Below are 24,678 nucleotides of genomic sequence, written 5' to 3' on the forward strand. Positions count from 1 at the left end.
ATTCTCGCTGCTGCAGAAAACAAGTAAGTACTATAGACGCTTTGCAGGTTCGAGTCATCCCCAAAATCATCTGCTTAGCAGCGCTATCACCAGTTTTAATACTCCGTATGCCGCCTAACCCGACCGGCAGGTCAGCAATAATTCTTACCTTTCCTTGGTAATCAACCACCGCAGTGCGACATGATCGGAGGTAAGCAGCTCGGCAATCCGGGGGTGGTTCACCTCGGCGACGATGACCTCGCCCACCTCCTGATAGACTTTGCTGAAGATGCCGTGAGACTTCATCTTGGAAGTTTGATAGAGGTTGTCCTCAGTCGGCGCCACGTAAATCACCGCATCGACCTTGAAGCGGTGTACTAACCAAAGATGGATCAAGGTCATCAGTCGCTTCTGTCGAAGCTTCTCAGCGAAGGTGTTCTGGTCGCGTACCTGAAGGATGCTGCGGCCGTGGCGGTCCTTGATCGGATCGACGATGACGTTGGCCAGCTGCTCGTCACCATTGCCGTAGATCCCAAGTTCAAGCACATCGGAACCGGCACGGCGTGGCCACAGTTGCACACGGAGTTTCTCGTCAAGCTGGTAATGCTCGCTCCACAGTGCCAACCATTCCTCTAGCAGCTTCTTCGGCACTTCGGTTTGTACGAGATGCTGATGTTGGGTCGAGCCTTTGCCCATGGCCTTGGTTGTCGCTGTACGTCCGGAGGAGGCGGCCAGCGCGGCGTCGCTGCGCTGGCCGCCGACCAGGGTCTGCGGTGTACAGTAGGGTGATTCGACCAGACGCATCTTGCGCTGTAACCGAGCCAACGCCAGCATGCCGTCCTGCTGCAACGCAGTAGCGAACTCTTCGGCGGCAACGCCGTCGATCTGATGCCCACCATAGGTAATGAAGTTGAAGACAAAACCCATTTTCCCGAGCTCTTCGGGGAAGCGCCTCATTTCCTCGTCGGTCATGCCGGTGGTATCCCAGTTGAACGACGGCGAGAGATTGTAAGCCAGCATTTTTTCCGGGAACTCGGCGTGAATTGCCTCGGCGAACTGCCGGGCATCGGTTAAATCCGCTGTCTTGGTCTCCATCCAAAGAATGTCGGCGAACGGAGCCGTCGCTAGCGACTTGGCTATCGCATACGGGATACCGCCGCGGATTTGATAGTAGCCTTCCGGAGTCTTCGCGAGCTCGCAGTCCCAGCCGGGGTTCACACCCAACTCTTTAGCCTTTTCGCGTGCGGCGTACAGAGAAGCTGATGCGGCGAATCGTCGCCATTCCTCGGGGCTCATGTCGATCTGCTCACCCTCGCTCTCGCCGAATTCGAGCACCTCCGCTACGGCTTCACCGTAGGTCAGCAGCCCGGCGTCACTAGCCCAATCGGCCACCAACCGCGACTCAACTTGGTCGAAGAGATCGTCGATCGATTGCTTTCCGTTCTCCTGCCACGCACTGACGGCGTCGGAGACTGGGCCGAAAATTCCTTGGCGATCAAGCCACGCGCTCGCGGCGGCGTACTCGCCATCGTCTAGCGCATAGAGGAGGTGGCCATTGAGTTCCTTAACTCCCAGCTCGTAGAAACGCCGCACCAATGCGAGGAAACAAGCCTTGTACGAAGGAATCTTCAGGTTGGTGGCGCCCAGCAGGAACGGCTGGTCGCGCTCGTCGGCACGGCTGTCGATCAGGCTTGCCGCTTCGGCATCTGTGCGCGCGACGATGATGCCGGGCACCCGCATGACGTCAAGCTGGAATCGGGCAGCGTTAAGACGCTTGATTTGTTCGTCCGAAGGCACCAAAACCTTGCCGCCCTGATGACCACACTTCTTGGTACCAGGACGCTGATCTTCGATATGATATCCCGGAACCCCGACCTCAACAAATCGGCGGATCAGGTTGCGCACGTGCGGGTCACCACCGTGCCCCGTGTCGGCGTCGGCGATTATGAATGGGCGGTAGTCATACACCGGAGTGGCGGTGCGCTGCTGTTCAGTCATGTGTAGCCGCAGGTACTGCTGATTACGGTCGGCGGCCAGCAGGGCGCGTACCAGTACCGAGGCATCGTCTGGCACCTGACTCAGGGGGTAGCTGGCAAGGTCAGGCCCGGGATCTTCGGTAGTGGAGCCCTTAGCTGAAGTGGCCCAGCCGCCGATATAGATCGCTTCGATGCCCATCCGCTTAAGACCGACTGCCTGCCCTGGTGAGTACGGGCCGAACGTCGTAATACCCTTGCCGACCGCGAATAGCTCACGCAAGCGAGCGTAGAAAGCGGTTGCGGCGTCTCGTGCCACGGTGTAGTCGGTGGGGATAGTACCGCGCTGTTCCACCACCTGACAGGCTCTATAAAGGCGAATGATCCCAGCAAAGCGTGAGTCGTCAAAGTATTGCTGTGTTGCGGCAACGTCCTGCGCGAACGGTATGTGGACCTCGGTGTCCGTGTCCATGATGGCCATAGGGATTACGCTCCTCCTTAGCCTGGTTCCTCTAACGAATAGAGTGTAGGCGACACGAGCTGATTTCCCGCCGCGTAATGCCGCTGGATGATGGTTGGTGCGATGCGTCCTATCCGTGGATGCAAATAGCGAAGAAGCTGAATGTTGGTCAGCGAGCCCCCGCAAGTCGTAGTTCTCGAACTGTCATGGTCCAGTACGAAATACGTAGTCTACGAGCGATTGTAGATGAAGTTAGACGGCTGCCTAAGGATCGACTTCAAGGGCGCAGGGCGATCACTACGCTAACTCGGCGTAGTCTTCGTGGTTGATTGCCCGCAGTAGATCATCGCGGGCGCGCGCCACTCGGGAACGAATGGTGCCGACCGGACACCCACAGACCCCGGCCGCTTCGGCGTAAGACAGACCCAGCAGCTGGGTGAGAATCAGCGCTTCGCGGCGCTGCGGCCCCAGCCCGTCAAGCAAAATGCGGATTTCCGCAGTGTTCTCGATCCGACCGCCGCGACGATCCCGTCCGAGCGCGTCGTCGAAATCGGCTATGTGCGTGATTCGTGGCCTGCTTGCGTTGTGGCGGATCTGGTCGACGACTACGCGGCGGGCGATTGACAACAGCCACGTCCGGGCCGTCGATCGGCCTGCGAAACGGGGCAGGGCACTGATTGCCCGCAGAAACGTTTCCTGGGTTAGGTCATCGACGCTGTCGGAATCAGCAAGATAGGCGACCATCCGCCACACATCGCGCTGTGTAGCCTTGATGAACTGCGTCAACGCGGCCCGGTCACCCTGTCCGGCAGATTTGGCGAGTTGAGTAATTTGGTCGTCGTCACATATCGGCACGCATAGCGAGCGTAGGCCATGATTCCCGGGAACTTGTGGCCAGGCCGTGACGACCCTATTTCTCCAGAACTGCTTTGCAGGAGGTGAATACAGCCAAATGTCAGTGACGGCCGCTGTGAACGAACAGCCCCCTTTGGCTGTTCCGCGGGTACAACTTGACGTCACTGGGATGTCTTGTGTTACGTGCGCCAAACGGGTGGAAAGGGTGCTCAACAAGCTGCCGGGCGTACAGGCGTCTGTTAATTTCGCTACCCGAGTGGCAACTATCGACGCCAGCCAGGGCACCCAACTCGCTGAGCTATGCGAGGCAGTTCATCGAGCCGGCTATCAGGCCACGCCGCGCGCAGACGGTGGTGCGGCCTCACAGCGCGGGCAAGCCGATACTGACGCCGCTAACGCGCAGTATCTACTGATCCGGTTAGCGGTCGCTGCCGCGCTTTTTGTACCCCTGGCCCACTTGTCGGTGATGTTCGCTGTGCTGCCCAACACCCGCTTCCCTGGCTGGGAGTGGGTGCTGACTATGTTGACCATCCCGGTCGTGACGTGGGCGGCGTGGCCGTTTCATCGAGTCGCGATACGCAACGTGCGCTATCACGGCGCTTCCATGGAGACACTCATCTCGGCCGGAATCACCGCTGCCACAATCTGGTCGTTCTACACCGTATTCGACCACCACCAGTTCGCGAAGCGCAGCGACGTCTGGCAGGCGCTACTTGGCAGCGACACCATCTACTTCGAGGTTGCCGCAGGCGTAACGGTATTCGTGCTGGCAGGCAGGTATTTCGAGGCTCGCGCCAAGTCACATGCGGGCGGCGCGCTGCGGGCCCTGGCCGCGTTGAGCGCCAAGGGTGTCACTGTCTTGCAGCAGGACGGTGCGGAAATGGTCATTCCGGCCGACGAACTTGATGAGCAACAGCGCTTCGTGGTGCGCCCAGGACAGATGATTGCCGCAGACGGGCTCGTCGTCGACGGATCCGCCGCCGTTGACATGAGCCCAATGACCGGCGAAGCTAAGCCGATCCGGGTGGACCCGGGCGCACAAGTCATCGGCGGCACCGTGGTACTGAACGGGAGGCTGATCGTGGAGGCCGCTGCGGTGGGTGACGAGACACAGCTTGCCGGCATGGTCCGCCTGGTCGAGCAGGCGCAGCAACAGAATGCCAACGCTCTACGACTGGCTGACCGCATCGCTTCGATATTTGTACCTTGCGTGTTCACGGTCGCAGCACTGACCGCCGTTGGATGGCTGGTCGCCGGGAGCGGACCCGACCGGGTGTTCTCGGCCACAATTGCCGTTCTCATCATCGCCTGCCCGTGTGCACTAGGATTGGCGATTCCTACCGCCATGATGGTGGCTTCAGGCCGCGGCGCCCAACTGGGGATCTTCCTAAAGGGCCATGAGTCGTTGGAGACCACCCGCGCTGTGGACACTGTCGTATTCGACAAGACCGGCACGCTGACAACGGGCCAATTGAAGGTCAGCGCTGTGACAGCCGCGCCGGGCTGGCAGGCTAGCCAGATCCTCCAAATGGCGGCTACGCTGGAATCAGCGTCCGAGCATGCAGTTGCGCTCGCGATCGCCGCGTCAACGACTCACCGAGAACCGGTCGCCGACTTCCGTGCAGTGCCAGGCCACGGTGTTAGGGGCATAGTGGCCGATCGAGTGGTTCGAGTTGGCAAACCGTCATGGATCGCTTCCCGGTGCGACTCACCCACATTGGTCACGGCTCGCCGCAACGCTGAATCACGCGGTGAAACAGCGGTCTTCGTCGAGATCGACGATGAACCATGCGGCGTCATCGCGGTCGCCGACGCGGTGAAAGCCTCGGCAGCCGACGCGGTGGCCGCACTCCAAGATCGTGGTTTTCGCATCATGCTGCTGACCGGCGACAACCCGGCATCGGCGGCCGCTGTGGCGGCCCGTGTTGGTATCGACGAAGCGATCGCTGACATCCTGCCTGAAGGCAAGGTCGATGTCATCGAACAGCTACGGGACCGCGGTTACGTGGTCGCTATGGTCGGTGATGGGATTAATGACGGGCCTGCACTCGCACGGGCTGACCTCGGTATGGCCATCGGGCGTGGAACCGACGTAGCGATCGGCGCTGCTGACATCATATTGGTCCGCGACGATCTCGCCATTATACCCCTAGCACTCGAACTGGCCACGGCAACAATGCGCACGATTAAGTTTAACATGATGTGGGCGTTCGGGTATAACATCGCCGCTATCCCCATTGCCGCCGCGGGATTGCTCAACCCGCTAGTAGCCAGTGCAGCCATGGCCTTTTCGTCATTTTTTGTCGTCTCCAACAGCCTGCGGTTGCGGAGTTTTGGAGCTAACCGCGGCGATATCGAGTTGCGGCACGACTCGGTATCAGACAGTCAAATAACCACGTTGTCCGTGGCCCATTGAGCTCAGGTCAACTATGTGTAGTTTTGCGGCCAGCTTCCCACCATTGGGCATTGAGGCCCGTCTCACATAAACTTCATCATAAGACGGTTAGGCCGCCGACCCATCAGTAGGCCATAGATGACCGCGTAGTCGTCCACGAGAGGCGTTCGGGGGCAACACGATATCGGGATCGGCACCGACCTCATCATCGAATGTCTGCCTCGGAGCCAAACTGTGTCGCCACGCCGCGATCGCAAGGACCACACCGATTACCACAAGCAGATACGTCAGAATTCGCAGCGTGGTGGTGGCGTCGGCGAGTACATCCACGGCGACATAGGCCACCAACAAACCGACGAACATCGTCAACACAACCGCAAGCCTGGCAGCGGTGCTCGACCACAACGCCGCTGCCACCATGACCACACCAAGTGCCGCTAACCACGCGGTAGACTCACTGAGCAGATGGCTCCCGAAACTCGTAGTATGACCCTTTGTCAGTCCAACGTTTACGCTGAGCCACTGCACTGTTGCCAAGATGATCTGTACGATGCCTATGCAAAGCAACGTCCAGCGTTGCCAAGCCATTAATGGGCGTCTCCGCTGCGCCGCAGCCACGATCCCGAGGGCATCAACAGCTGTGATAACCGACCGAGAGTCGATCAGCTGACGCAGGTCGCGTGCTTGGTCAGCCACCTGATCAAACCATGCACGGCACGCGCTACACTCACCAAGGTGCTCATCGACACGCGCCGACGGTACAGCCTCTCGCTCACCATCGAGTCGAGCCGACAACGCTTCGCGGGCCACCTCGCAATCCATGTCTCTATAGTTGCGCAATGCCGGTAGAATGTCCCGTTAGCACCTATGTCGACGCGCAAGAGCCTGCGACCACTGAGTAAGTAACGTTAGCAACTATAGCTCTTGGCCTTTGTCCATTGGTCGGCAAGTTTGCCGAATTCCTTAGCTTCGTCCAGCAAGTCCATGGCTGCCAATCGTTGAGCGATAAAATCGTCGAATGGGCTTTTATCGGTGGTTTTCGCTGACCAGACCAAACTGGGCCTGATCGCTTGTTGAAGCAGTGGATTGCAGTCTCGTCCTGATGACCAGCGTAACAGGACAGGATCAGGATAGAGTCGCGAATCTCGAACGACGGTGCGATGAAGGATGAAGTTATGTACTGGCACTCAAATTACCCGCCGGGTTTCCGTGTGTTAGATTGCACGCTCTCCGGGCAGACAGTTGTCAGATCGCGCCATAGCGGCAACAATCTGCGGCGCTGATGGGAGCATTTATTAAGACGCAGTTGCTCGAGTAGTCATGTGCATGCCGGGACCACTAGAATTCTTACTTCTGTGATAGCGTAAAACGCCATGCTGCATTGGTTGATAAATCCGACAGTGTCAATAAAAGCCTTATGTAGTCCAGCTACTGTAATCAGTCATGGAAGTTACTACGGTCTACGCAAGAATTTCGATGCGGCGTAGACGTCATGTGACTCCAACATGATCAGAGATGCAAAAAAGCTCCGCCTGGCTTTTCTGCTCAGTGTCATACGACGGGCCATTGAGCACGTGGATAACGGTAGTCGGATCGATATCAGGTACCAGCTCCTGGATCAACAAAATCTCATTAGAGTGCGAACCGCTATATTGCTTGAGTAGCCGGTGCCTAAGTTCGTGCAGAAGGATTTGTTCCATGTAATGGCCCGAAGTGATGTCACCGTAAACGATGATGTCGTCCGCATGTCGGCCGATCCAGACTCCACAAGGCCCCGGGCCGGATAACTCAGAATGAAAGACTAACCGTATCAGTTGGCCACGCGCACACCTTAGCAGCGATTCAGTCGCCAGGATCCCAGTGTGCAGAAACATCCAGTACTCCTGCCAGCTGTTACACTCGCTCTACTCCGATACCCATCCGGTCCTGTAGATGCATCGTGAACCCAACTGCATTATGCACGCTACGCAATCGTCGAAGTTTGTTAGCCGGATTCACGGGAGTTACTCTGATTCACGGGAGTTACTCTATTGGTTACCTTGGTCAATATAGCCCGATCCGCGACATCACACCCTACCCTGCAGCACGAGACGCTTGACGCCAGCGTCACCCGCGGCGGCCAATAGTCGAAGCTGCTTCTCCACATGCTCTGCTTGAGGCGAGATACCCGACGGGCACCCCGAAATAGGCGGTCAACTCACTAAATGATATCTGCATAACACTGGATTGAGCGCTCATGCCTGAGGGCATGGATTTAGCTGCCACTAACCCACTAATGGGGAGACCGATGAGCTAACTCACCGATCTGGCAACGCCGTCGACGGACTGCTCCACGTGATCCCGTGACCGATAAACGTCGAACAACCAGTTAAGTTGGGCCGAAAACGTCACGGCACTGTCACTGCCACCAGTCATCCACCGACCCTTTCGGGTAAGCACGAGTGCCGCGCATCACATACGTCATTACTGGGCTCGGGGAACTTTCTGCGTACTCTTGCCGACCAATATCGGAAGAAGCGGCGGCGTAAGGCGAATGAAGTGCTTTAAGTGCATACAGTCGAGCGCTTTACACCCAGGGAAGGAGATGTAGCCTGACAGTCCCGATATGGATGGCTATTCCTCCGGAGGTGCATTCGGTTCTGTTGAGCGCTGGCCAAGGGGCGGGATCATTGCTTGCTGCCGCCGCGCAGTGGAAGGAGCTGAGCAACCAGTACACTCACGCAGCTGCCGAGTTGAGGCAACTACTGGCCCAGCTTTACGCCACCAGCTGGCAAGGAGTCAGCGCAACGCAGTATGTGGCTGCCCATGGCCACTACGTGGCTTGGCTCGACCAAGCCTCAATCCGTAGTGCAGTCACCGCTGCCAAGCAAGAAACCGTGGCCGCCGCCTACAACAGTGCTGTAGCAACCATGCCCACGCTGACCGAATTGATCTCTAACCACACAACCCATGGTGTCTTGGCCGCCACCAACTTCTTCGGTGTAAATGCCATTCCGATTGCCCACAACGAAGCCGACTACGCCCGGATGTGGGTGCAAGCCGCCGACACTATGGCCGCCTACCAGGCCGTCAGTGAAGCAATGGCAACAACACTACTGCCAACTGAACCGGCACCGCCCATTCTTGCGCCGGGCCGCGCAGCCCAAAACGTCCAGCAGTTCATAACGGGTTGGATTGTTCAACTCTTGACAGGCATCCTGGATTTTCTCGCTGATCCATACACGTATTTTCTAGAATTTTTCCAACGATTCGGATTCAGCCCCGCCGTTGCTGTTGTCCTTGCCGTTATTGCTTTGCAGTTGTATGACTTTCTATGGTACCCTTACTATGCCTCATACGGTCTACTTCTGCTTCCCTTTTTTGCTCCTGCATTGAGTGTGCTGAGCGCCCTGGGTGCGCTGGCAGTTTTGCGGAACGGAGAACCGTCAGCCGGATTGCTTCCCGACCCGGTAAAGTCCGGCCCCAACGATCACGTTGGCTCACACATCCGCGTTGGGGTTGCGCCAGCCGCTTCAGTCACCCCCGGAGAAAGCTCGCAGACCGGCAACCCCGCGCTCAGCACACCGGCTTCAGCTACAGCTAGCAACCCTCCACCTTCACTCAGCATCAGCCACGCCGTGCCCGGCCTGTCACCACCAGGAATCAGCTCTGGACCCAAAGCCGGCGCGGAATCGCCTGACACTGCTAATAACACGATTAGTGCCGCTGTAACAAGCACAAGCTCGCCCTCCGCCCGGATGCACCGTAAACAACGCAACAAGACCAGAACCGGCGCACGCGGTTACCGTGATGAATTCCTTGAAATAACCGGAACCATGGCCGATGCAAACGATGCCCCCGCTAACTCCGCACCCATGTCGAACACCGCAAGTAGCACAGACACCGGCCTCCTCGGCTTTGCCGGCACCGTATCGACAACCGCCAGCGCTCCCGCCGGAATGGCAGCCCATACAAGCAACACCGTCCCTCTGCTCCCCACTAGTTGGACAACTGGCACCAACGAAACGGCGGTGCATGAATAGAGAAGATTTTTTCCCACTTGTCCAACTAACTCACTACTAGCATGGGCCAAATACGACCAAGATTTCATCAAGGAGGTGTGAACTGCCACGGCTAGAGATGCCCGAGGACGTGGACTGAAACAACAAAGAAGTGAATGAGGAGAAGAAAGAGCCGATGACTCTCAATGTGAAGGGCCAGGGACTTGGTGCACAAGTGACAGATATAGATCCCAAAAACCTTGACAATATATCCACCGATGAGATTCGCGAAATAGTTTACACCAATAAACTCGTCGTTTTAAAAAATGTTCATCCGTCTCTCGACGAATTTATAAAACTTGGCAGGATACTCGGAGAAATCGTCCCCTATTATGAACCTATTTATCATCATAAAGATTATCCTGAAATCTTTGTTTCTTCCACTGAAGAAGGACAAGGAGTTCCGAGAACCGGCGCTTTCTGGCACATTGATTACATGTTTATGCCGGAACCGTTTGCATTTTCCATGGTTCTGCCTGTAACGATGCCTAAGTCCGACCGGAGCACCTGTTTTATCGACCTCAGCAAGGTTTGGGAATCGCTGCCCGATACTATGAAAGACTCAGTGCGAGGAACGTACAGTACTCATTCTCCTCGACGCTATATTAAAATCCGTCCAAGCGATGTTTACCGGCCTATCGGAGAGGTCTTAGCCGAGATCGAGAAGATCACTCCTCCACAGAAGTGGCCTACAGTAATTAAGCATCCAAAAACCGGGCAGGACATCCTTTACATTTGCGAGGCAGCCACCATTTCGGTCGAGGACAAAGACGGAAATCTTCTTGACCCGACGGTGCTGCAAGAGCTCCTAACCGCATCGGGACAACTCGATCCCAACTGCAAATCGCCGCTTGTACACAATCAACACTATGAGGTCGGTGACGTCGTCTTGTGGGATAACCGGGTTCTTGTGCATCGAGCGAAACACGGGACGGCCGCAGGCGCCTTAACCACATACCGTCTGACCGTGCTGGATGGCCTCAAAACGCCGGGATACGCCGCGTGAATGCCAACTTGACCTCTTTCTTGCAGAGCGCAGCGGAATCCACAGATGCTTTTCCGATAGCAGAGAACTTACTCGGCAGAGTACTGGAGCCCTACTCCTACAAGAGATGCCGCTATCTCATTGATGCAATGTACAGAGCTACCGCCGATTCGGTCCTTGCGTATGGCAATTTCAGGATTGATGAGTCCGCCTACATTCGAGGCACGGGGCACTTCAATGCAGTGGAACTGGTGCTGTGTTTCAATCAGCTAGGTTACAGCACGTACGCCCAAGGGGTCGTCAGCAATGACATTTCTGCACTCCGCAACTGGTCGATCACTGATTATTGCAGAAATCAGCTTTCCAGCATATTGATTAAGAGCACATCATCGCAATTTAAAAAGCTGATCAACCCTCAAAAATTTTCCGCACGTCTGCATGTCCATAATCTCCGCATCGTCGATCGAACATGGCGCTATCTTCAATTATCTAACACTATCGAATTTTGGGATGATAATGGCGGATCTGCGACGGGAGAATTCGAGGTTGCGATACTTAACATTCCGTAGTTTTCTTGTAGGATACTCACTTTAACAATTATGTCGCACTTACCGCCTACCGTGCTAGAACGGATACTGAAGCAAGCACGCGAACATCCGGAGGCAATCGCTTTGCGTCGCAGTGACGGCACGAGCGAGCTACGGTACGGTCAGCTTGTTACTGAAGTCAATGGGCTTGCCGCGAATCTTCGTGCTCAGTCGATTTCGCAAGGATCCCGGGTGCTCATACTGTCGGACAGCGGGCCCGAAACATACCTGTCGGTGCTGGCCTGCGCGAAGCTCGGAGCCATCGCAGTCATGGTGGACAGCAACCTTCCGCCAGCAACCATCGTTCGGTTCCGTGAGATCGCCGACCCTGGTGCAATTCTGATCGCATCGAGCAGCAGAATCCGATCTTCACCTCTGCCTGAAGCTCTCCACTCGGTACCGGCAATAATGGTCACTCTGACCACTGGTGCAAGCGATTCCGCTCAACCTCTAGACTCGAATACAGATTGCCCAGTGGGGAATCTAGATCAGGGCGCTGATGATCCGCTGGCGATGATCTTCACCAGCGGTACGACCGGCGAGCCAAAGGCCGTGCTGCTGCCCAATCGCACCTTCTTTGCTATTCCAGACATTTTACGAGAAGAGGGTCTGACCTGGATCGATTGGGTCGTCGGCGAAACTACCTACTCTCCTTTGTCGGCGACGCATATCGGCGGCCTTTGGTGGATATTCAACTGTTTGATGCATGGAGGGCTATGTATCACCGGTGGTGGGGACACGTCGTCGTTAACGGAGGTTCTCAACGCGAATGTAGTCGCGACAACATGCCTAGTTCCAACGCTTCTTTCGAAATTGATTTCCGAACTGAAGTACGGTGATGTGGTTACTCTGCCGCTGCGACTAATTGTTTACGGTGGTTCGCGGGTAATTGCAGCTGATGTGCAATTTATTGAAGCTGCTGGTGTCCGCACCGCACAGTTCTACGGTTTAAGCGAGACGGGCTGCACTGCCTTATGTTTGCCGACCGATGACGGCTCAATCTCCAAAATCGAGGCAGGTGCTGTCGGACGTCCGTACCCTGGTGTGGAGGTTTATCTGGCAGATACAGACGGCGGTGTAGCCACCAGCGCAGACGTTGCCTCTTCCGTCTCGTTCGGTACGCTGTGGATTAAATCACCGGCAAACATGCTAGGATACTGGAATAATCCAGAACGCACCCGCGAGATTCTGGTCGACGGGTGGGTGAACACCGGGGACCTTGTGGAGCGACGCGAGGACGGTTTCTTTTACTTCAAAGGAAGATCCTCGGAGATGATCATCTCCGGTGGCGTCAACGTTGTCCCTGACGAGGTGGATCGCATCGCCGAAAGCGTTTCGGGTGTTCGTGAGGCCGCATGTTACGAAATACCCGATGCACAGTTCGGAGCGCTAGTCGGTTTGGCCGTAGTCCCGTCGACAGAGCTGGACGAGTCGACAGCGATCGAGCTCAAACGAAGGATTGCAGCATGTTATCGGCGTGAGTCGGAATCGATGGCGCGTCCATCGAAAATTGTTATAGTCACGGATATTCCCCGAACACAGTCCGGCAAAGTCACGCGCACGTCACTGGCAGCAGCGCTGAACGGAGATCCACTCGGAATGGCCGTTCGTGACTGAGATAGCAAGGGAAAAAGTGCTCGCGGCTGTCTGCGAGGTGTTGTACATCGCAGAATCGGATCTGGTTGACGGCGACGAAACCGATCTCCGCGATCTCGGGCTCGACTCTGTTCGGTTCGCTCTCTTAATGAAACAGCTCGGCCTGAGTCATGAGGTCGAGCTACAATCCAGATTAGTGGACAACCTGTCGATTGCGGGTTGGGTTCGCCAACTAGAGAATTCCACGTGACAGCGTCAAAAGAAGGTCGCGTCGATCGAGTTCCCTTGGGTCGATCTCAGCAGAGCATTTACAACGGGATAATGCAGGATAACGACCCTGCTTTGTATTTGATCGGCAAAAGCTACCGGTTCCACCAGTTGGAGCTGTCAAGATTCCTGGCGGCGCTGGAAGCGACGATCCTCAAAAACCCTGTGCAACTTTGCGTTCTCGAGGCATCCCCGACAGAGGGAGACTATCCAGATCTGGTACCGCGGCTGCAGTTTAACGACATCGTGCGCGTGCAGTCCGACGAACAGCCTCAAATAGGCCATCGTGACTACGACCTGAAGCGTACCTGGCATCCTGATATTCTTGCCAAGCCACTCGTGCGGTATACTGTGCGGACCAATGAGAGCGGCTTTGTGTCACATCTTGATGTCTTTACCCATCACATTCTGTTTGATGGCGCCGCGATGGGGATCATTGAAGCCGACCTGGCACATTACCTTGACACCGGTCATAAGTCTAAGAACCTTGATGTTAGCCAAGGTCTGTCCAAACTGGCGGAGGCACACCGCCGTGAGATGACCAGGGTGGAGGAATCGCTTCAGCGTCTAGCCGATGTCGTACAGCGTGAACTGGCCGACGAGGCCCACGACGGTGGATACGGTCAAGGCTCAAACGATGCCCCCGGGACCACTACTCTAGGAGTCCTCTATGAATCAATGCTCATCTACGGCAAGAACTTTGATGCGATCTTCGCTCTGTCAGAGTCCAAGAAGGTCCCACTTAACGTATTAGTGGCTGTTGCGGCAGTAGCGGTAGATGCGAGCCTTAGACAAAGCACCGAGAGCCTGCTGGTTCACGCTGTAGACAACCGGTTCGGAGATCCCGATCTGAATGTTGCGACATGTCTGGTCAACTCAGTTGCGCACTCCATCCGATTTCCTGCATTTGCGTCGGTACGAGATGTCGTCCGCACGCTTGACCGAGCCTATGTAAAGGCGCTCAAACGCCGCTGGCTACGCGAGGAAAAGTACCGCCGAATGTACTTGGTGGTTAACCGGATATCTAGCTTTGAAGCGTTGACGCTCAATTTTATACGCGAGCCATGTGCACCTGCTCTTCGCCCCTTCTTGTCGGAAGTACCGATAGTGACGGATATCGGTCCGGTCGAGGGTATGACCGTTGCCTGTGTTCTAGACGAATACGAGCACACACTGAACTTGGCCATCTGGAATAGAGCAGATCTGCCCCAGAAAAGGTCACACCCTCGGGTCGCAGAACGGATTGCTGCGGCGTTGGAATTGATGACGGCAGCGTGGGATCAGCCGATCGCCATGATCGTTAACGAGTGGTTTGGGATCAGCTCGGACGGTGCCTGTTGCCTCGGCAACGAAGCCCCTCAGACAACCCCGCTGCTGGCACCGGCGTGGTTTCTGGACCCCGCAGGAACCGTCCACCAGGCTGTTAACCGGCGCCGCTACGTCCACCCATGGGTAACCTGGCTGGTGCGAAACGGCGTCGCGCCAGGTGACGTTCTGGTTTTTACCGACGACAACACAGACAAAACAATCGATCTCTTGATCGCGTGCCATCTCGCAGGCTGCGGCTACAGTGTATGCGACACCGCCGACGAGGTTCCCTTGCGGGCGAAGGCAATTGCCGATCATGGTGCTGGTGTCTCGGCACACGTGGTTGACGTGGCCGCTGCCCAGCTCATGATAACCTTAGACGACGAGCAACACGAGCTTGCTAACCAGCGCATTGCTCAGACGGCACAAGACATTTCGCTCGCCGCCAAGACCGCATACATCATGCCAACCTCGGGTTCAACCGGGCAACCCAAGCTCGTCCAAGTTTCACACGGATCGCTTGCGTTTTTTTGTGATGCGGTGAGAAAAGCTTACAGGTGGGAACCGGACGACACCATCCTACAGTGCGCTCCACTGACATCGGATATCAGCGTTGAAGAGATCTTTGGTGGCGCTGTCTGTGGATCGGAACTGGTGCGATCTACCGTCATGAGAACAGGTGATTTAGCTGAGCTCGCACGAGATATCGTCGCGCAGCGGGCAACAATCGTCGACCTGCCGACTGCAGTGTGGCATCTGCTGTGCGACGACGGCAACGTGATTGATACGATCCACCGCTCTTACCTTCGACAGATCGTCATCGGCGGTGAAGCCGTTCGCGCCAGCGCGGTGGATAAGTGGATTGATTCCGGTGCTTCACAACGTATTTCGCTTGTGTCGACCTATGGCCCGACAGAGACGACGGTCGTCGCCACATATTTGCCGATCGTCAGCGCTCAGACCACTGTCAAGGGTGGCGCTCGACTCAGACTGGGCCGGCCGATGGTACCCAATACGGTGTTCATCGCCTTCGGTGAAGTCGTCATCATCGGCGATTTGGTCTCTTCTGGCTATCTCGGGATCGATAGCAGCAGCTTCGGCACGGTGACCACCACTGACGGATCGCGCCGTCGCGCGTTTGCTACTGCCGACCGAGTGACCCTTGATCACGATGGTTTTCCGATATTCTCCGGACGCAAAGACGCCATCGTCAAGATCTCCGGCAAGCGTGTCGACACAGCAGAGATCATTCGGCACATCTCTGCGGACCCCGCCGTTTCCGATGTCGTCGTCGAGCTTTACCACGGTCTCCTCGGAGTGTGGTTGGAGACGCAACGGACCCGCGAAGGCGTCAGCGATGCTGCGGCAGAGGAACGGAGCAGGCTCATTCTCGCGAGCTTGGGGGTGCCCTCGTTTTTCGTTGCCAGTGTGCCGTGGATTCCACGGAAGCCCAACGGGAAAATTGACCACCACAACCTGCTGACGATGCCGCAGCTTGTCGACACTGCGCAAAACCACATCGGGCCAGGTGAGGGAGCGGCCGGCCTCGCAAAAATCTGGAGTCGGCATCTAGGAAGGACCATCCGGCCAGACGCATCGCTACTCGATGAGGGAATCGGCTCAATGGATCTCATCAGGATCCTTCCCGACACCCGCAGACATCTAGGTCGGCACCTCTCGCTTTTGGATCTGATCAGCGCTAATACCGCCGCCAACCTGACTGCCGCGCAGACAGCTGATAGATGGATGGACGTCAGCACCAATGCCGATATAGAACGCGATCTTGCTACACTATGCAGGCAACGGCACGCTACGGAGTTCAGTGTCAAACAGCGCCGGAATGACCGCCAACAGCAAGCGATCGTCGTGCTGGGTGCGTCGGGAATTTTGGGCACCGGCTTTGCCCAAGCGGTCCTCGACCTGAGACGGTCCGGAGTGTCGTGTCCTGAGGTGATATTCGCTACGAGGGCGCAGCTTCCCGACAGTGATCCATGGGGGCCGCTGCAGGGCGTTGATGGGGTACGGATCGAACGTCTCTCTTCCAAGCTTGGCTCTGGAGAGCTGGAGGCGCTAATAGTCGAGACCGACGCCGGGACCCTGGTGAACAGTGTCGGCAATACCAACATGCTGGTGCCATACCGTGAACTGCGGTTGGCCAATATAGAGCTGGTTTCCACGATGGTCGAGGCATGCGCCAGTCGTAGCACCAGGTTGGTGCATTTGTCGTCATTCGTCGTCAATACGGATGTAACTACGCCACGGGTCACCGACCCCCGTGACACACCTTATCCGTACGCGGCATCCAAGTCACTCGCAGAACTAATCGTGGCCGGATCACCACCGCTACTCGATTTCACCATCGTGCGCCTACCCCGGGTACTTGGCGAGAACTATCAATTGCGCGACTCCGCTGACATTCTGCTCTCAGTTGTTGACGCCTGTATTGCGTTGCGCGTCTATCCCTCCGTGACAGTGACAGAAGAGGTCACTACCGGCAGAGCCGCGGCGAAGGCGATCTTGGACAGGTTGCCAGCATTAGGCGGATTAGATGAGCTGGGGCGCGGAATTTCCGTGATACGTGGTACAACAATAGCATACACGGACTTCCTCAGTGAGTTCGCTAGCGACGAAATCGATATCTCGGAATGGAAGTATCGACTGGATCGAAGCGACTGGGCCACGAGAAATCCGCGAAAATGGTCCGTTATCGATGCGTGGGTCACCTTGATTATGAGGCTCAAGATGCGTTCCTACGAACAATACCCGACCATGGCTCTCGGCATCGAGTCCGTCGCCGAGCTTGTCGCGCCACCACAGTCAATTCGGGCCCTAATAGGGCACGGATGTTCACAGTCACTGAAACATACTGACTAGATAACGGCTGCTAAACTTGAAACAGCAGCGCACCAAAAATAGTAGCGATCCCGGTCGACATCATCGCCCGACCTGCGCGGTGAAGCGAACGGCACCGAACTGAGTGCTGCGCCGCTTCACAGCGTCGTGAAAGAGCGGTACACCGATGCAGACCGTTGAGAGCCAGAAAAACGCGAACCAGAGCCAGTTGAATGTACTGATCTATCCGGATGCGTCACTTGCCAGCGCTACTGCTGTAGTCATGTCCATGCCCGGCATCGGCGTATAAGGCGAGGCGTGATGGCCAGTACCCCAACGGCCACGCAGATGACTGTCCATGACCACGTACATCCAGACACCCCTCGCCACCATCATGGGAGCCGGACACACACATACTGCCCGTTCGGTCATCCTTCGGGCTGAAACAGTGGCCAGGGTCACGAACCACACACCAGTTAGCACGAAGAGCACCGCTGACCTCGTCGTTGGTAGGGCGGGCACCCAGCGGCCAAGCCATCGCCGCATACAGACCGTTGCTCGGAACCAACGTCCTGGTTCGGCGGCGAGCCAGACTCGCGAAGCCGCATTCGGCAGCGCTCAGCACGAACAGCCTGGTGACGACCTAACCGCAGCAGCAAGGCATCAACTATGTGATAGCGTCGCCACTTGGGTAAGACATCCGGCTTGTAGGTCGACGTTGACCCACCGACGCTTGGCCGACCATCTACATGGTCTGCGACTCGCATACATAAGCTCAAGCAATGCAGACTGACGGGTCGACTGGAACGACGAAGTCGGCTCTGCGGGCTCCTCGGCTAATCTCCTTGGGTACCGCACTGATGATGGCTGGCCTACTGGGCAGTGCAGTCGCCATCACCATCTACGGGCTGTTCTCGCGAGCAGACCGCTACGGCGCTGCCGACAATCCGGATCCCGGCAGCTTCATCAGCGTCGCCGAACCCATCGGGTACTTCGGTGGGTCGCTGTCGGGTGCGTTATGTCTTGGGGCATTGGTTTACTTCGTGATGACGGTTCAGCCGCAGGTAGACGGCTTGATCGATGTACAGGCGTTTCGAATTCACCTTGCTGCAGAGCGTGTTTCCATTGCCTGGCTGGCGTTTGCTCTGGCGACAGTGGTGGTTCAGGCCGCTAACGACTCCGGTGTAACGCCGACTGAGCTTCGGACTGGCACAGCAATATTCAATGCCATTGCCGCTTCGGAGACCTCACAGGCGTGGATCGTGGTGGCCATCTGCGCGTTGCTCATCGCGTCGACGCTGCGCGTCATCATTCGATGGCCGGGCCACGTTGTGCTGCTTATTCCCGCAGTGATTGGTGCCGTAGCGACCGCGGTAACCGGTAACGCAGGGCAGGGGCCAGACCACGACTACGCCACAAGCGCTGTGATTGTCTTCACGCTCGCCGTTGCCGCATTGAGTGGGCTCAAGATCATCGCGGCGATGACGGAAGTGACGCCAAGCCGCGCCGTGCTAATTGTGCAGGTTGTGAGTGGAGTGCTCGCGCTAGCATATGGCGCTAAGCTAGCCGATCTACTGAGCCCGGGCACGGCAATGACCCATTCGGATTTCGGTCGCCTCAGCCTGATGGCCGGAGTTCTACTGATGCTGGTATGCCTATCCGATTTTTGGGCATTGTTCGTGCGTCAGCCGCAATCCGATCGCCGGACACACCTTACCGCGCTGGCCATGATGGTTATCATGGCAGCGACAGCGGCGATGTCTGTTCAGACTGCACCGCGATTCCTCACCCACAGGTTCACGACTTGGGACGTTTTTCTGGGTTACGAGCTGCCACAACCGCCTAACATTATCCGGTTTCTCACTATGTGGCGGTTCGACAGCTTCATTGGAGCTTCTGCCATCGCCCTTGGGATCGGATATTTAGCGGGCTTCGTCCGAATACGACGTGCCGGCAACGCCTGGCCGGTGGGCAGACTGGTGGCATGGTTGACCGGGTGTCTGGCACTAGTATTTACCAGCAGCTCTGGCGTACGTGTGTACGGTTCGGCGATGTTCAGTGTGCACATGGCCGAACATATGACATTGAATATGTTCATCCCGATCCTGCTTGTTCTGGGCGGGCCGGTCACCTTGGCGCTTCGTGCGTTGCCCGCGGCCGGTGATGGCCAGCGTCCTGGACCGCGTGAATGGCTGACCTGGCTGATGCACTCCTCCGTAACGGCCTTCCTTTCCCACCCGGCTACGACCTTAATTCTGTTCGTGGGGTCGCCGTACATCGTTTACTTCACACCGCTGTTCGATATCCTAGTTCGCTATCACTGGGGCCACGAATTCATGGCCGTCCACTTCTTGCTGGTCGGATATCTCTTCTACTGGACAATCATTGGTATCGATCCGGGGCCACGCAGACTCCCCTACCCAGTGCGGATTGGACTACTGTTTGCTGTAATGCCATTTCACGCGTTTTTCGGGATCGTGCTTATGACCATGGCATCGGCAGTCGGTGCCAGGTTCTACCGCTCCGTCAATCTACCGTGGCTGGCGAACATTAACACGGACCAGCACGTGGGCGGCGCAATCGCTTGGGGCACAACAGAATTGCCTGTCATCATCGTCATAGTGGCGCTAGTGGCCCAGTGGGTGCGCCAGGACCGCCGCATCGCCGTCCGCGAGGACCGGCATGCCGATAGTGGCTATGCCGATGACGACCTCGATGCATACAACGCGATGCTGCGCGAGCTGTCCCGCATACGCAGATAACAAGACTGTTCGTCGTCGATAAAGCCCTGCGCACTCAAGTACATATCTAGGCCACGCATAACCGTAGAACGCAACTGTGACAGACTTCGTTTTGTGTTGGCACTGGGTTGGCCGATGAATGGGGGGCTGCGGTACTGACGGTCGCATTGCTGGTAGAAGGCTACAAGTACTCAACCCTCGGAGAGTCCAACGTCCGTGGTGAGGTGTCAGGCCAGGCAGTATGTCATTGTTGATCCATCGTTTGTCGAACTGACCGTGGTCCATAGAGAAGCATTCAGTACTCCCCTACAGCTACACGAAAAGTCGATGCTATCACGAAGTGACTACCACCGAGTTCAGTTCACTGACAAAAGAAATCGGCACCATGATAAACACCATCGAGCCAACTCCAGGAGTGTTCGACTTCCACGAAGCAGACTTCATAATGAAGCACTATGCAAGTAAAAGCAGCACCATAACCGTCGTTGACAATACCTCCAATCAGATGGGCCGGCCGCAACCGACTATGTGATGAGACACCGCCCGTAGCGACCAATACATTTTCGACACGTTCCGTTCTGCGCGTCTGGTAAACTGGAAAGTCCTATTGTCCTGTAACAAACACAGCGCTAAGAAGTCCACAGCGACAAATCCAAAGCCATCTAGGACCTAGTAAAACACTTGCACGACACCAAGATAAGTGTTCTCATCGATAGTATGGTAGTTAACAAATCTCTCATCGATAGGTATCGGCTTCCAAGACCACATGCTCGGCGGTAAAGACCAACAGTCCTCGACCGCCAACAGAATCTCCAACTTGCAAATCTGAGATTACAGAGTCCAGTTCACCGAATTGGACGTGCGCATTACAGTGACCAACGGCGCAGCCGACCTAGTCGACCTGGACCGTCAACGCCAGGTCTACAAAACCATGACGGAACTGCTTCAACCAATTTCAACTGTACGAGTATCACACTATGGAGATTCATCGGCAAACGATCCTGGATCACGGACTAGCCTGATATCGTCTCTGAATACGGTGCAGCTACCCCACTGCAACCACTTATGTCCGGAACCCGCCTGACCGGGGATTACTGACGCCCTCACTTGATAACTACAGTGGTTATTGTGATTATTCTAGCCTCCACAGTGATCGTAAAGTGAGGTAGCTTGATGCAGCCTTGCACCATAGTTCGGCTCGTATGCTATTTCAGCCGTCGAGCAAAATCTTGTGTCGTGTGGCTGTCGCCGACACAAGCTATCTCGACGGTATCAAGAGCCGGAAAAATGTGCGGGCATTCCCAATCCCCTTCGGGCCGTACACGGTGAAGGCTCCGCACCGGAATTCTAACTTGACGGGTGGGAAGGTCCAAAATTGCGTAGCCGCAAGCTGTTTGACACCACGAAAAACGACGAAAACGCCATGGCGGCACCGGCGATCAGAGGATTGAGTAGACCGCTGGCAGCGATAGGGATTGCCGCGACGTTGTAGCCGAATGCCCAGATCATGTTGGTCCGAATTACCCGTATGGTGGCACGCGCCAGGTCCAAGGCACACGGAACAGCATCCAGACTGTCGCGGACTAGGATGATATCGGCGGCGCCGATCGCGACATCGGTGCCGCGTCCCATCGCCAAGCCTAGATCGGCACATACCAAGGCGGGACCGTCATTAATACCGTCTCCGACCATCGCAACCGTATGCCCCTGATCACGCAGTCGTTGGATAACGTCGGCCTTGGCTTCGGGTAGCACATCGGCGATAACGGTGTCAATCCCCACCTGTGCTGCAACCGCACACGCGGCGGCCTGGTTATCACCGGTGAGCAGAATTGTACGCAGCCCACGACTGCGCAGTGCTGCGACGGCGTCAGCTGCTGAATCCTTGACTGCATCGGAAATCGCTACAGCTCCACAAACAACACCATCGACCGCCACAAAAACTACTGTCTCACCGCGGGATTCGCCTTCACGCCGTGCAGAGTCGATGGCGACATCACATGGCGTACTCCTGGTAACCCAGGACGGCTTACCAATCTCGACATGGTGCTCAGCGACAACTCCCGACACGCCGCACCCGGCAAACGCGACGAAGTCGGCGACCGGAAGCAGATCTGCAGATGCGGCCACAATAGCCGTTGCCACCGCATGCTCAGAGGCCGCTTCTACTGCGGAGGCGAGCGCCAGAACATCACCGGAACCCCACCCAGCAGTTGACGTTACCGTGCTCACACTCAGCTGCCCGCGTGTCAACGTACCGGTCTTGTCGAATACCACGATATCGATTGCACGGATGGTTTCCAACGCTTGGTAGCTCTTGATGAGGATTCCCAATTGGGCACCCCTCCCTGAAGCGACCATCATGGCAGTGGGGGTAGCAAGCCCAAGCGCGCAAGGACATGCGATCACCAAGACCCCGAGCATCACGGAGAAAGCATGATCTGGACTGGTTCCAGCCACAAGCCACACCGCGCCCGCTAATCCGGCGATGACGAATACTGTCGGTACAAACACGGCCGCGATACGATCGGCGAGGCGTTGCACGCGAGCTTTTCGCGCTTGTGCATCCTGAACGAGACGGACTATCGCCGCAAATTGAGTATCACCACCGACTGCGGTGGCTTCGACCACCAGGCGGCCGTCGAGCACGGTGGTACCGCCCACCACGGTGGACGCTGGAGACGCCCGTACCGGTCTGGCTTCACCAGTAACCGCGCTCATATCGATTGCTGCGGTGCCATCGATCACCACACCGTCTGCGGCAATGATCTCGCCGGGCCGTACCACAAAGTGTTGTTGCTGTTTCAGCTCTCCGGCCGGTATAATCAGCTCTGCTCCATTGGGCAACAAGACCGTTACATTTTTAGCGCCAAGTGCAGCAAGTGCGCGTAGTGCACCGCCAGCCTTGGATTTGGCGCGAGCCTCGAAGAACCGGCCCGCAAGAACAAAGACGGTGACTCCAGCAGCAACCTCAAGATAGATCGAGTCGCTGCACAGGATCGCCTGCCAAATTCCATGGGTGTCCCGGGGTGGTCTGGCCACGAAGATCGTCGACAGCGACCAACCAGTGGCCGCCACGATGCCGACCGAAATCAACACTTCCATGGATGCTGTCCGGTGGCGCATGTTGCGCAGCGCAACACGATAGAAAGGCCACGCGGCCCATGTCACGATCGGGGCTGCTAACGCGGTTAGCAGACAACCCCAACCGGGGAATCTGTTCGTCGGTACGATCGCGAACATGGCCGACAGATCGGCCAATGGCACGAACAGCAGCGCCGCGACGATGAGCCGTCGCAGCAGGCTGCGAGCATAGTCGTCGTCAGGATCCGTTTTTTCGGCAGCGGACTCCGCGTGTGCAGCCGCACCATATCCGGCCTGTTTAATCACCTGGCACAGCTCATCGGCCGTCACGTCGGCGGCATCGATAGTCGCAACTCGGGTGGCGAAGTTGACTGATGCACGAACACCAGGAATCTTGTTGAGCTTCGTTTCGACCCGACTCGCGCAGGCCGTGCACGACATGCCCACAACATCCAGCTGGATACGTTGCACAGACACACGGTTAGTGTCCTGCACAAGCGGAGCCGTCACGACCCTCCTCACATCGACTGATTGCGCACCGTCAGACTACTAGTGCAACCGCAGACGTTTTAACAAAGCAGCCGCGGTCAGCCGAGCACGCGGTCCGCGGGTTTTAGCAACCACTCCCGCTGGCGAAGGTATAAATGCCGTACCAACGACGTTCCCATGACCCGTGTACGTAGATGGCGCCAGAGCCGCCGATTACGACGAGCCTCTCCTGCGTTGCAGGCCACGCAGCTACATCGGAATTCGGTTTCGATTGCGGGCTCAGTGAACTCCCCGAGCAGATCGCCAGTGAACACTACAACCACGCCGCCGTCCACGCCAGGTTCCATCACGACTAAAGCCGACGTGGTATGTCCACGGCCCAGATGGGCAATGGTCACACTCCGACCACCGAGATTATTATGGTCGAGGCCTAGCGGTCACACTAGTGCTCGATGCCAGCAGTATGCTGGTAACGTCACAAACTCGGTAGCAAACTATCCAGGCCAGCGAAAAAGACACTGCCCGAGCCCGGGGCTAGAAGATTGTACGACAACAAGATTTAGTCCGATGTTTACGACGCGCGGCTGGCGCCTAACCGGCTGATCCAGGCATGGCAACAAGAACAAACTGCTGGTGTACCTACCGGAGACGGTGAATGCCTTCAAGAAGCGGCCGTCGGGCAAGGCTTCGATGCCGCCACCTCACTCATTGTCGAGGCGATAGGACTCATGCACGAAGTTCGCCCCGCCGCTAACATCGTGTACAGTATGGCTCGCGATGCCACCCGAACCGCTGAACCGGCTATCAATACAACGGTGACTCACTAAACCCCTTAATGCAGAGGTAGACCACTCGGTGGTTCGCCACAGCCAGCAAGTGACCTACTAATCGCACAGGTCCAGAACATCGTGCACCTGTCTCCAGGAGTGCGGTACTCGGTGGGAATCTAGGGTCCGAAGCAGACCGAGCAGCGCCTCTGGCCTGCTAATGCGCTACCTCAATACCACCCTACCACGCACATGGCTGCCGAAGGCAAGCTGGAATACTAACGTGCGTTGTCAGCATGGACGTTGGCTATTCGAGACTA

General features: G+C 56.7%; 15 protein-coding genes. 8 read left to right on the forward strand and 7 right to left on the reverse strand.

Annotated features, from left to right (window positions below; translation table 11 throughout):
- Nucleotides 1–144: 144 nt before the first annotated feature.
- On the reverse strand, nt 145–2,433 hold the full coding sequence (aceA, locus tag MUBE_RS13160; protein ID WP_116540878.1) for an isocitrate lyase ICL2: 2,289 nt from the start codon (nt 2,431–2,433) through the stop codon (nt 145–147).
- 276 nt (nt 2,434–2,709) lie between these two features.
- Nucleotides 2,710–3,267 (reverse strand): RNA polymerase sigma factor SigC, encoded by a 558-nt coding sequence (gene sigC, locus MUBE_RS13165; protein WP_116540879.1) that lies wholly within the window; start codon nt 3,265–3,267, stop codon nt 2,710–2,712.
- Nucleotides 3,268–3,364: 97 nt separating this feature from the next.
- Between sigC and MUBE_RS13170 the strand changes: the two genes are divergently transcribed.
- The gene (locus MUBE_RS13170) at nt 3,365–5,683 is read left to right on the forward strand and encodes a heavy metal translocating P-type ATPase (RefSeq protein WP_116540880.1); all 2,319 of its coding nucleotides are present in this window, start codon (nt 3,365–3,367) and stop codon (nt 5,681–5,683) included.
- Nucleotides 5,684–5,770: 87 nt separating this feature from the next.
- Here MUBE_RS13170 and MUBE_RS13175 read toward each other — a convergent pair whose 3' ends face one another.
- Together MUBE_RS13175 and MUBE_RS13185 are read right to left on the reverse strand one after the other, a co-directional pair.
- Nucleotides 5,771–6,502, reverse strand: a complete 732-nt coding sequence (locus tag MUBE_RS13175) for a zf-HC2 domain-containing protein (RefSeq protein ID WP_424399098.1) — start codon at nt 6,500–6,502, stop codon at nt 5,771–5,773.
- A 650-nt stretch (nt 6,503–7,152) separates the two neighbouring features.
- Nucleotides 7,153–7,536, reverse strand: a complete 384-nt coding sequence (locus MUBE_RS13185; protein WP_116540883.1) for a hypothetical protein — start codon at nt 7,534–7,536, stop codon at nt 7,153–7,155.
- A 735-nt stretch (nt 7,537–8,271) separates the two neighbouring features.
- On the opposite strand from MUBE_RS13185, the gene MUBE_RS13190 reads away from it, so the two are divergent.
- From MUBE_RS13190 to MUBE_RS13215, 6 genes are all read left to right on the forward strand, one after another.
- Complete coding sequence (locus tag MUBE_RS13190; RefSeq protein WP_116540884.1) at nt 8,272–9,684, forward strand: PPE family protein; 1,413 nt, start codon at nt 8,272–8,274, stop codon at nt 9,682–9,684.
- Nucleotides 9,685–9,838: 154 nt separating this feature from the next.
- Nucleotides 9,839–10,708 (forward strand): (3R)-3-[(carboxymethyl)amino]fatty acid oxygenase/decarboxylase, encoded by an 870-nt coding sequence (gene scoE / locus MUBE_RS13195; RefSeq protein WP_116540911.1) that lies wholly within the window; start codon nt 9,839–9,841, stop codon nt 10,706–10,708.
- An 8-nt stretch (nt 10,709–10,716) separates the two neighbouring features.
- Nucleotides 10,717–11,256: an FcoT family thioesterase gene (locus MUBE_RS13200; protein WP_424399102.1), complete on the forward strand. Its 540-nt coding sequence runs from the start codon at nt 10,717–10,719 to the stop codon at nt 11,254–11,256.
- A gap of 30 nt (nt 11,257–11,286) precedes the next feature.
- Nucleotides 11,287–12,891 carry a fatty acid--CoA ligase FadD10 gene (gene fadD10 / locus MUBE_RS13205; RefSeq protein ID WP_116540886.1) on the forward strand — a complete coding sequence of 535 codons (1,605 nt, stop codon included), beginning with the start codon at nt 11,287–11,289 and terminating at the stop codon, nt 12,889–12,891.
- On the forward strand, nt 12,884–13,120 hold the full coding sequence (locus MUBE_RS13210; protein ID WP_116540887.1) for an acyl carrier protein: 237 nt from the start codon (nt 12,884–12,886) through the stop codon (nt 13,118–13,120). Before fadD10 ends, MUBE_RS13210 begins: the two co-directional genes overlap by 8 nt.
- Nucleotides 13,117–17,319 (forward strand): AMP-binding protein, encoded by a 4,203-nt coding sequence (locus MUBE_RS13215; RefSeq protein WP_243633058.1) that lies wholly within the window; start codon nt 13,117–13,119, stop codon nt 17,317–17,319. Before MUBE_RS13210 ends, MUBE_RS13215 begins: the two co-directional genes overlap by 4 nt.
- A gap of 201 nt (nt 17,320–17,520) precedes the next feature.
- On the opposite strand, the gene MUBE_RS18495 is transcribed toward MUBE_RS13215, so the two are convergent.
- Entirely contained in the window at nt 17,521–17,823 is a 303-nt protein-coding gene (locus tag MUBE_RS18495) for a DUF5134 domain-containing protein (RefSeq protein WP_243633059.1), read from the reverse strand.
- 236 nt (nt 17,824–18,059) lie between these two features.
- On the opposite strand from MUBE_RS18495, the gene MUBE_RS13225 reads away from it, so the two are divergent.
- Nucleotides 18,060–20,039, forward strand: a complete 1,980-nt coding sequence (locus tag MUBE_RS13225; RefSeq protein ID WP_116540889.1) for a cytochrome c oxidase assembly protein — start codon at nt 18,060–18,062, stop codon at nt 20,037–20,039.
- 1,326 nt (nt 20,040–21,365) lie between these two features.
- Here the strand turns inward: MUBE_RS13225 and MUBE_RS13235 are convergent.
- Together MUBE_RS13235 and MUBE_RS13240 are read right to left on the reverse strand one after the other, a co-directional pair.
- Nucleotides 21,366–23,612 carry a heavy metal translocating P-type ATPase gene (locus tag MUBE_RS13235; RefSeq protein WP_116540891.1) on the reverse strand — a complete coding sequence of 749 codons (2,247 nt, stop codon included), beginning with the start codon at nt 23,610–23,612 and terminating at the stop codon, nt 21,366–21,368.
- Between the two features lie 77 nt (nt 23,613–23,689).
- Nucleotides 23,690–23,989 (reverse strand): hypothetical protein, encoded by a 300-nt coding sequence (locus tag MUBE_RS13240; protein ID WP_116540892.1) that lies wholly within the window; start codon nt 23,987–23,989, stop codon nt 23,690–23,692.
- Nucleotides 23,990–24,678: the final 689 nt, after the last annotated feature.

Origin of the sequence: Mycobacterium uberis (assembly GCF_003408705.1) — a bacterium.
GTDB lineage: Bacteria > Actinomycetota > Actinomycetes > Mycobacteriales > Mycobacteriaceae > Mycobacterium > Mycobacterium uberis.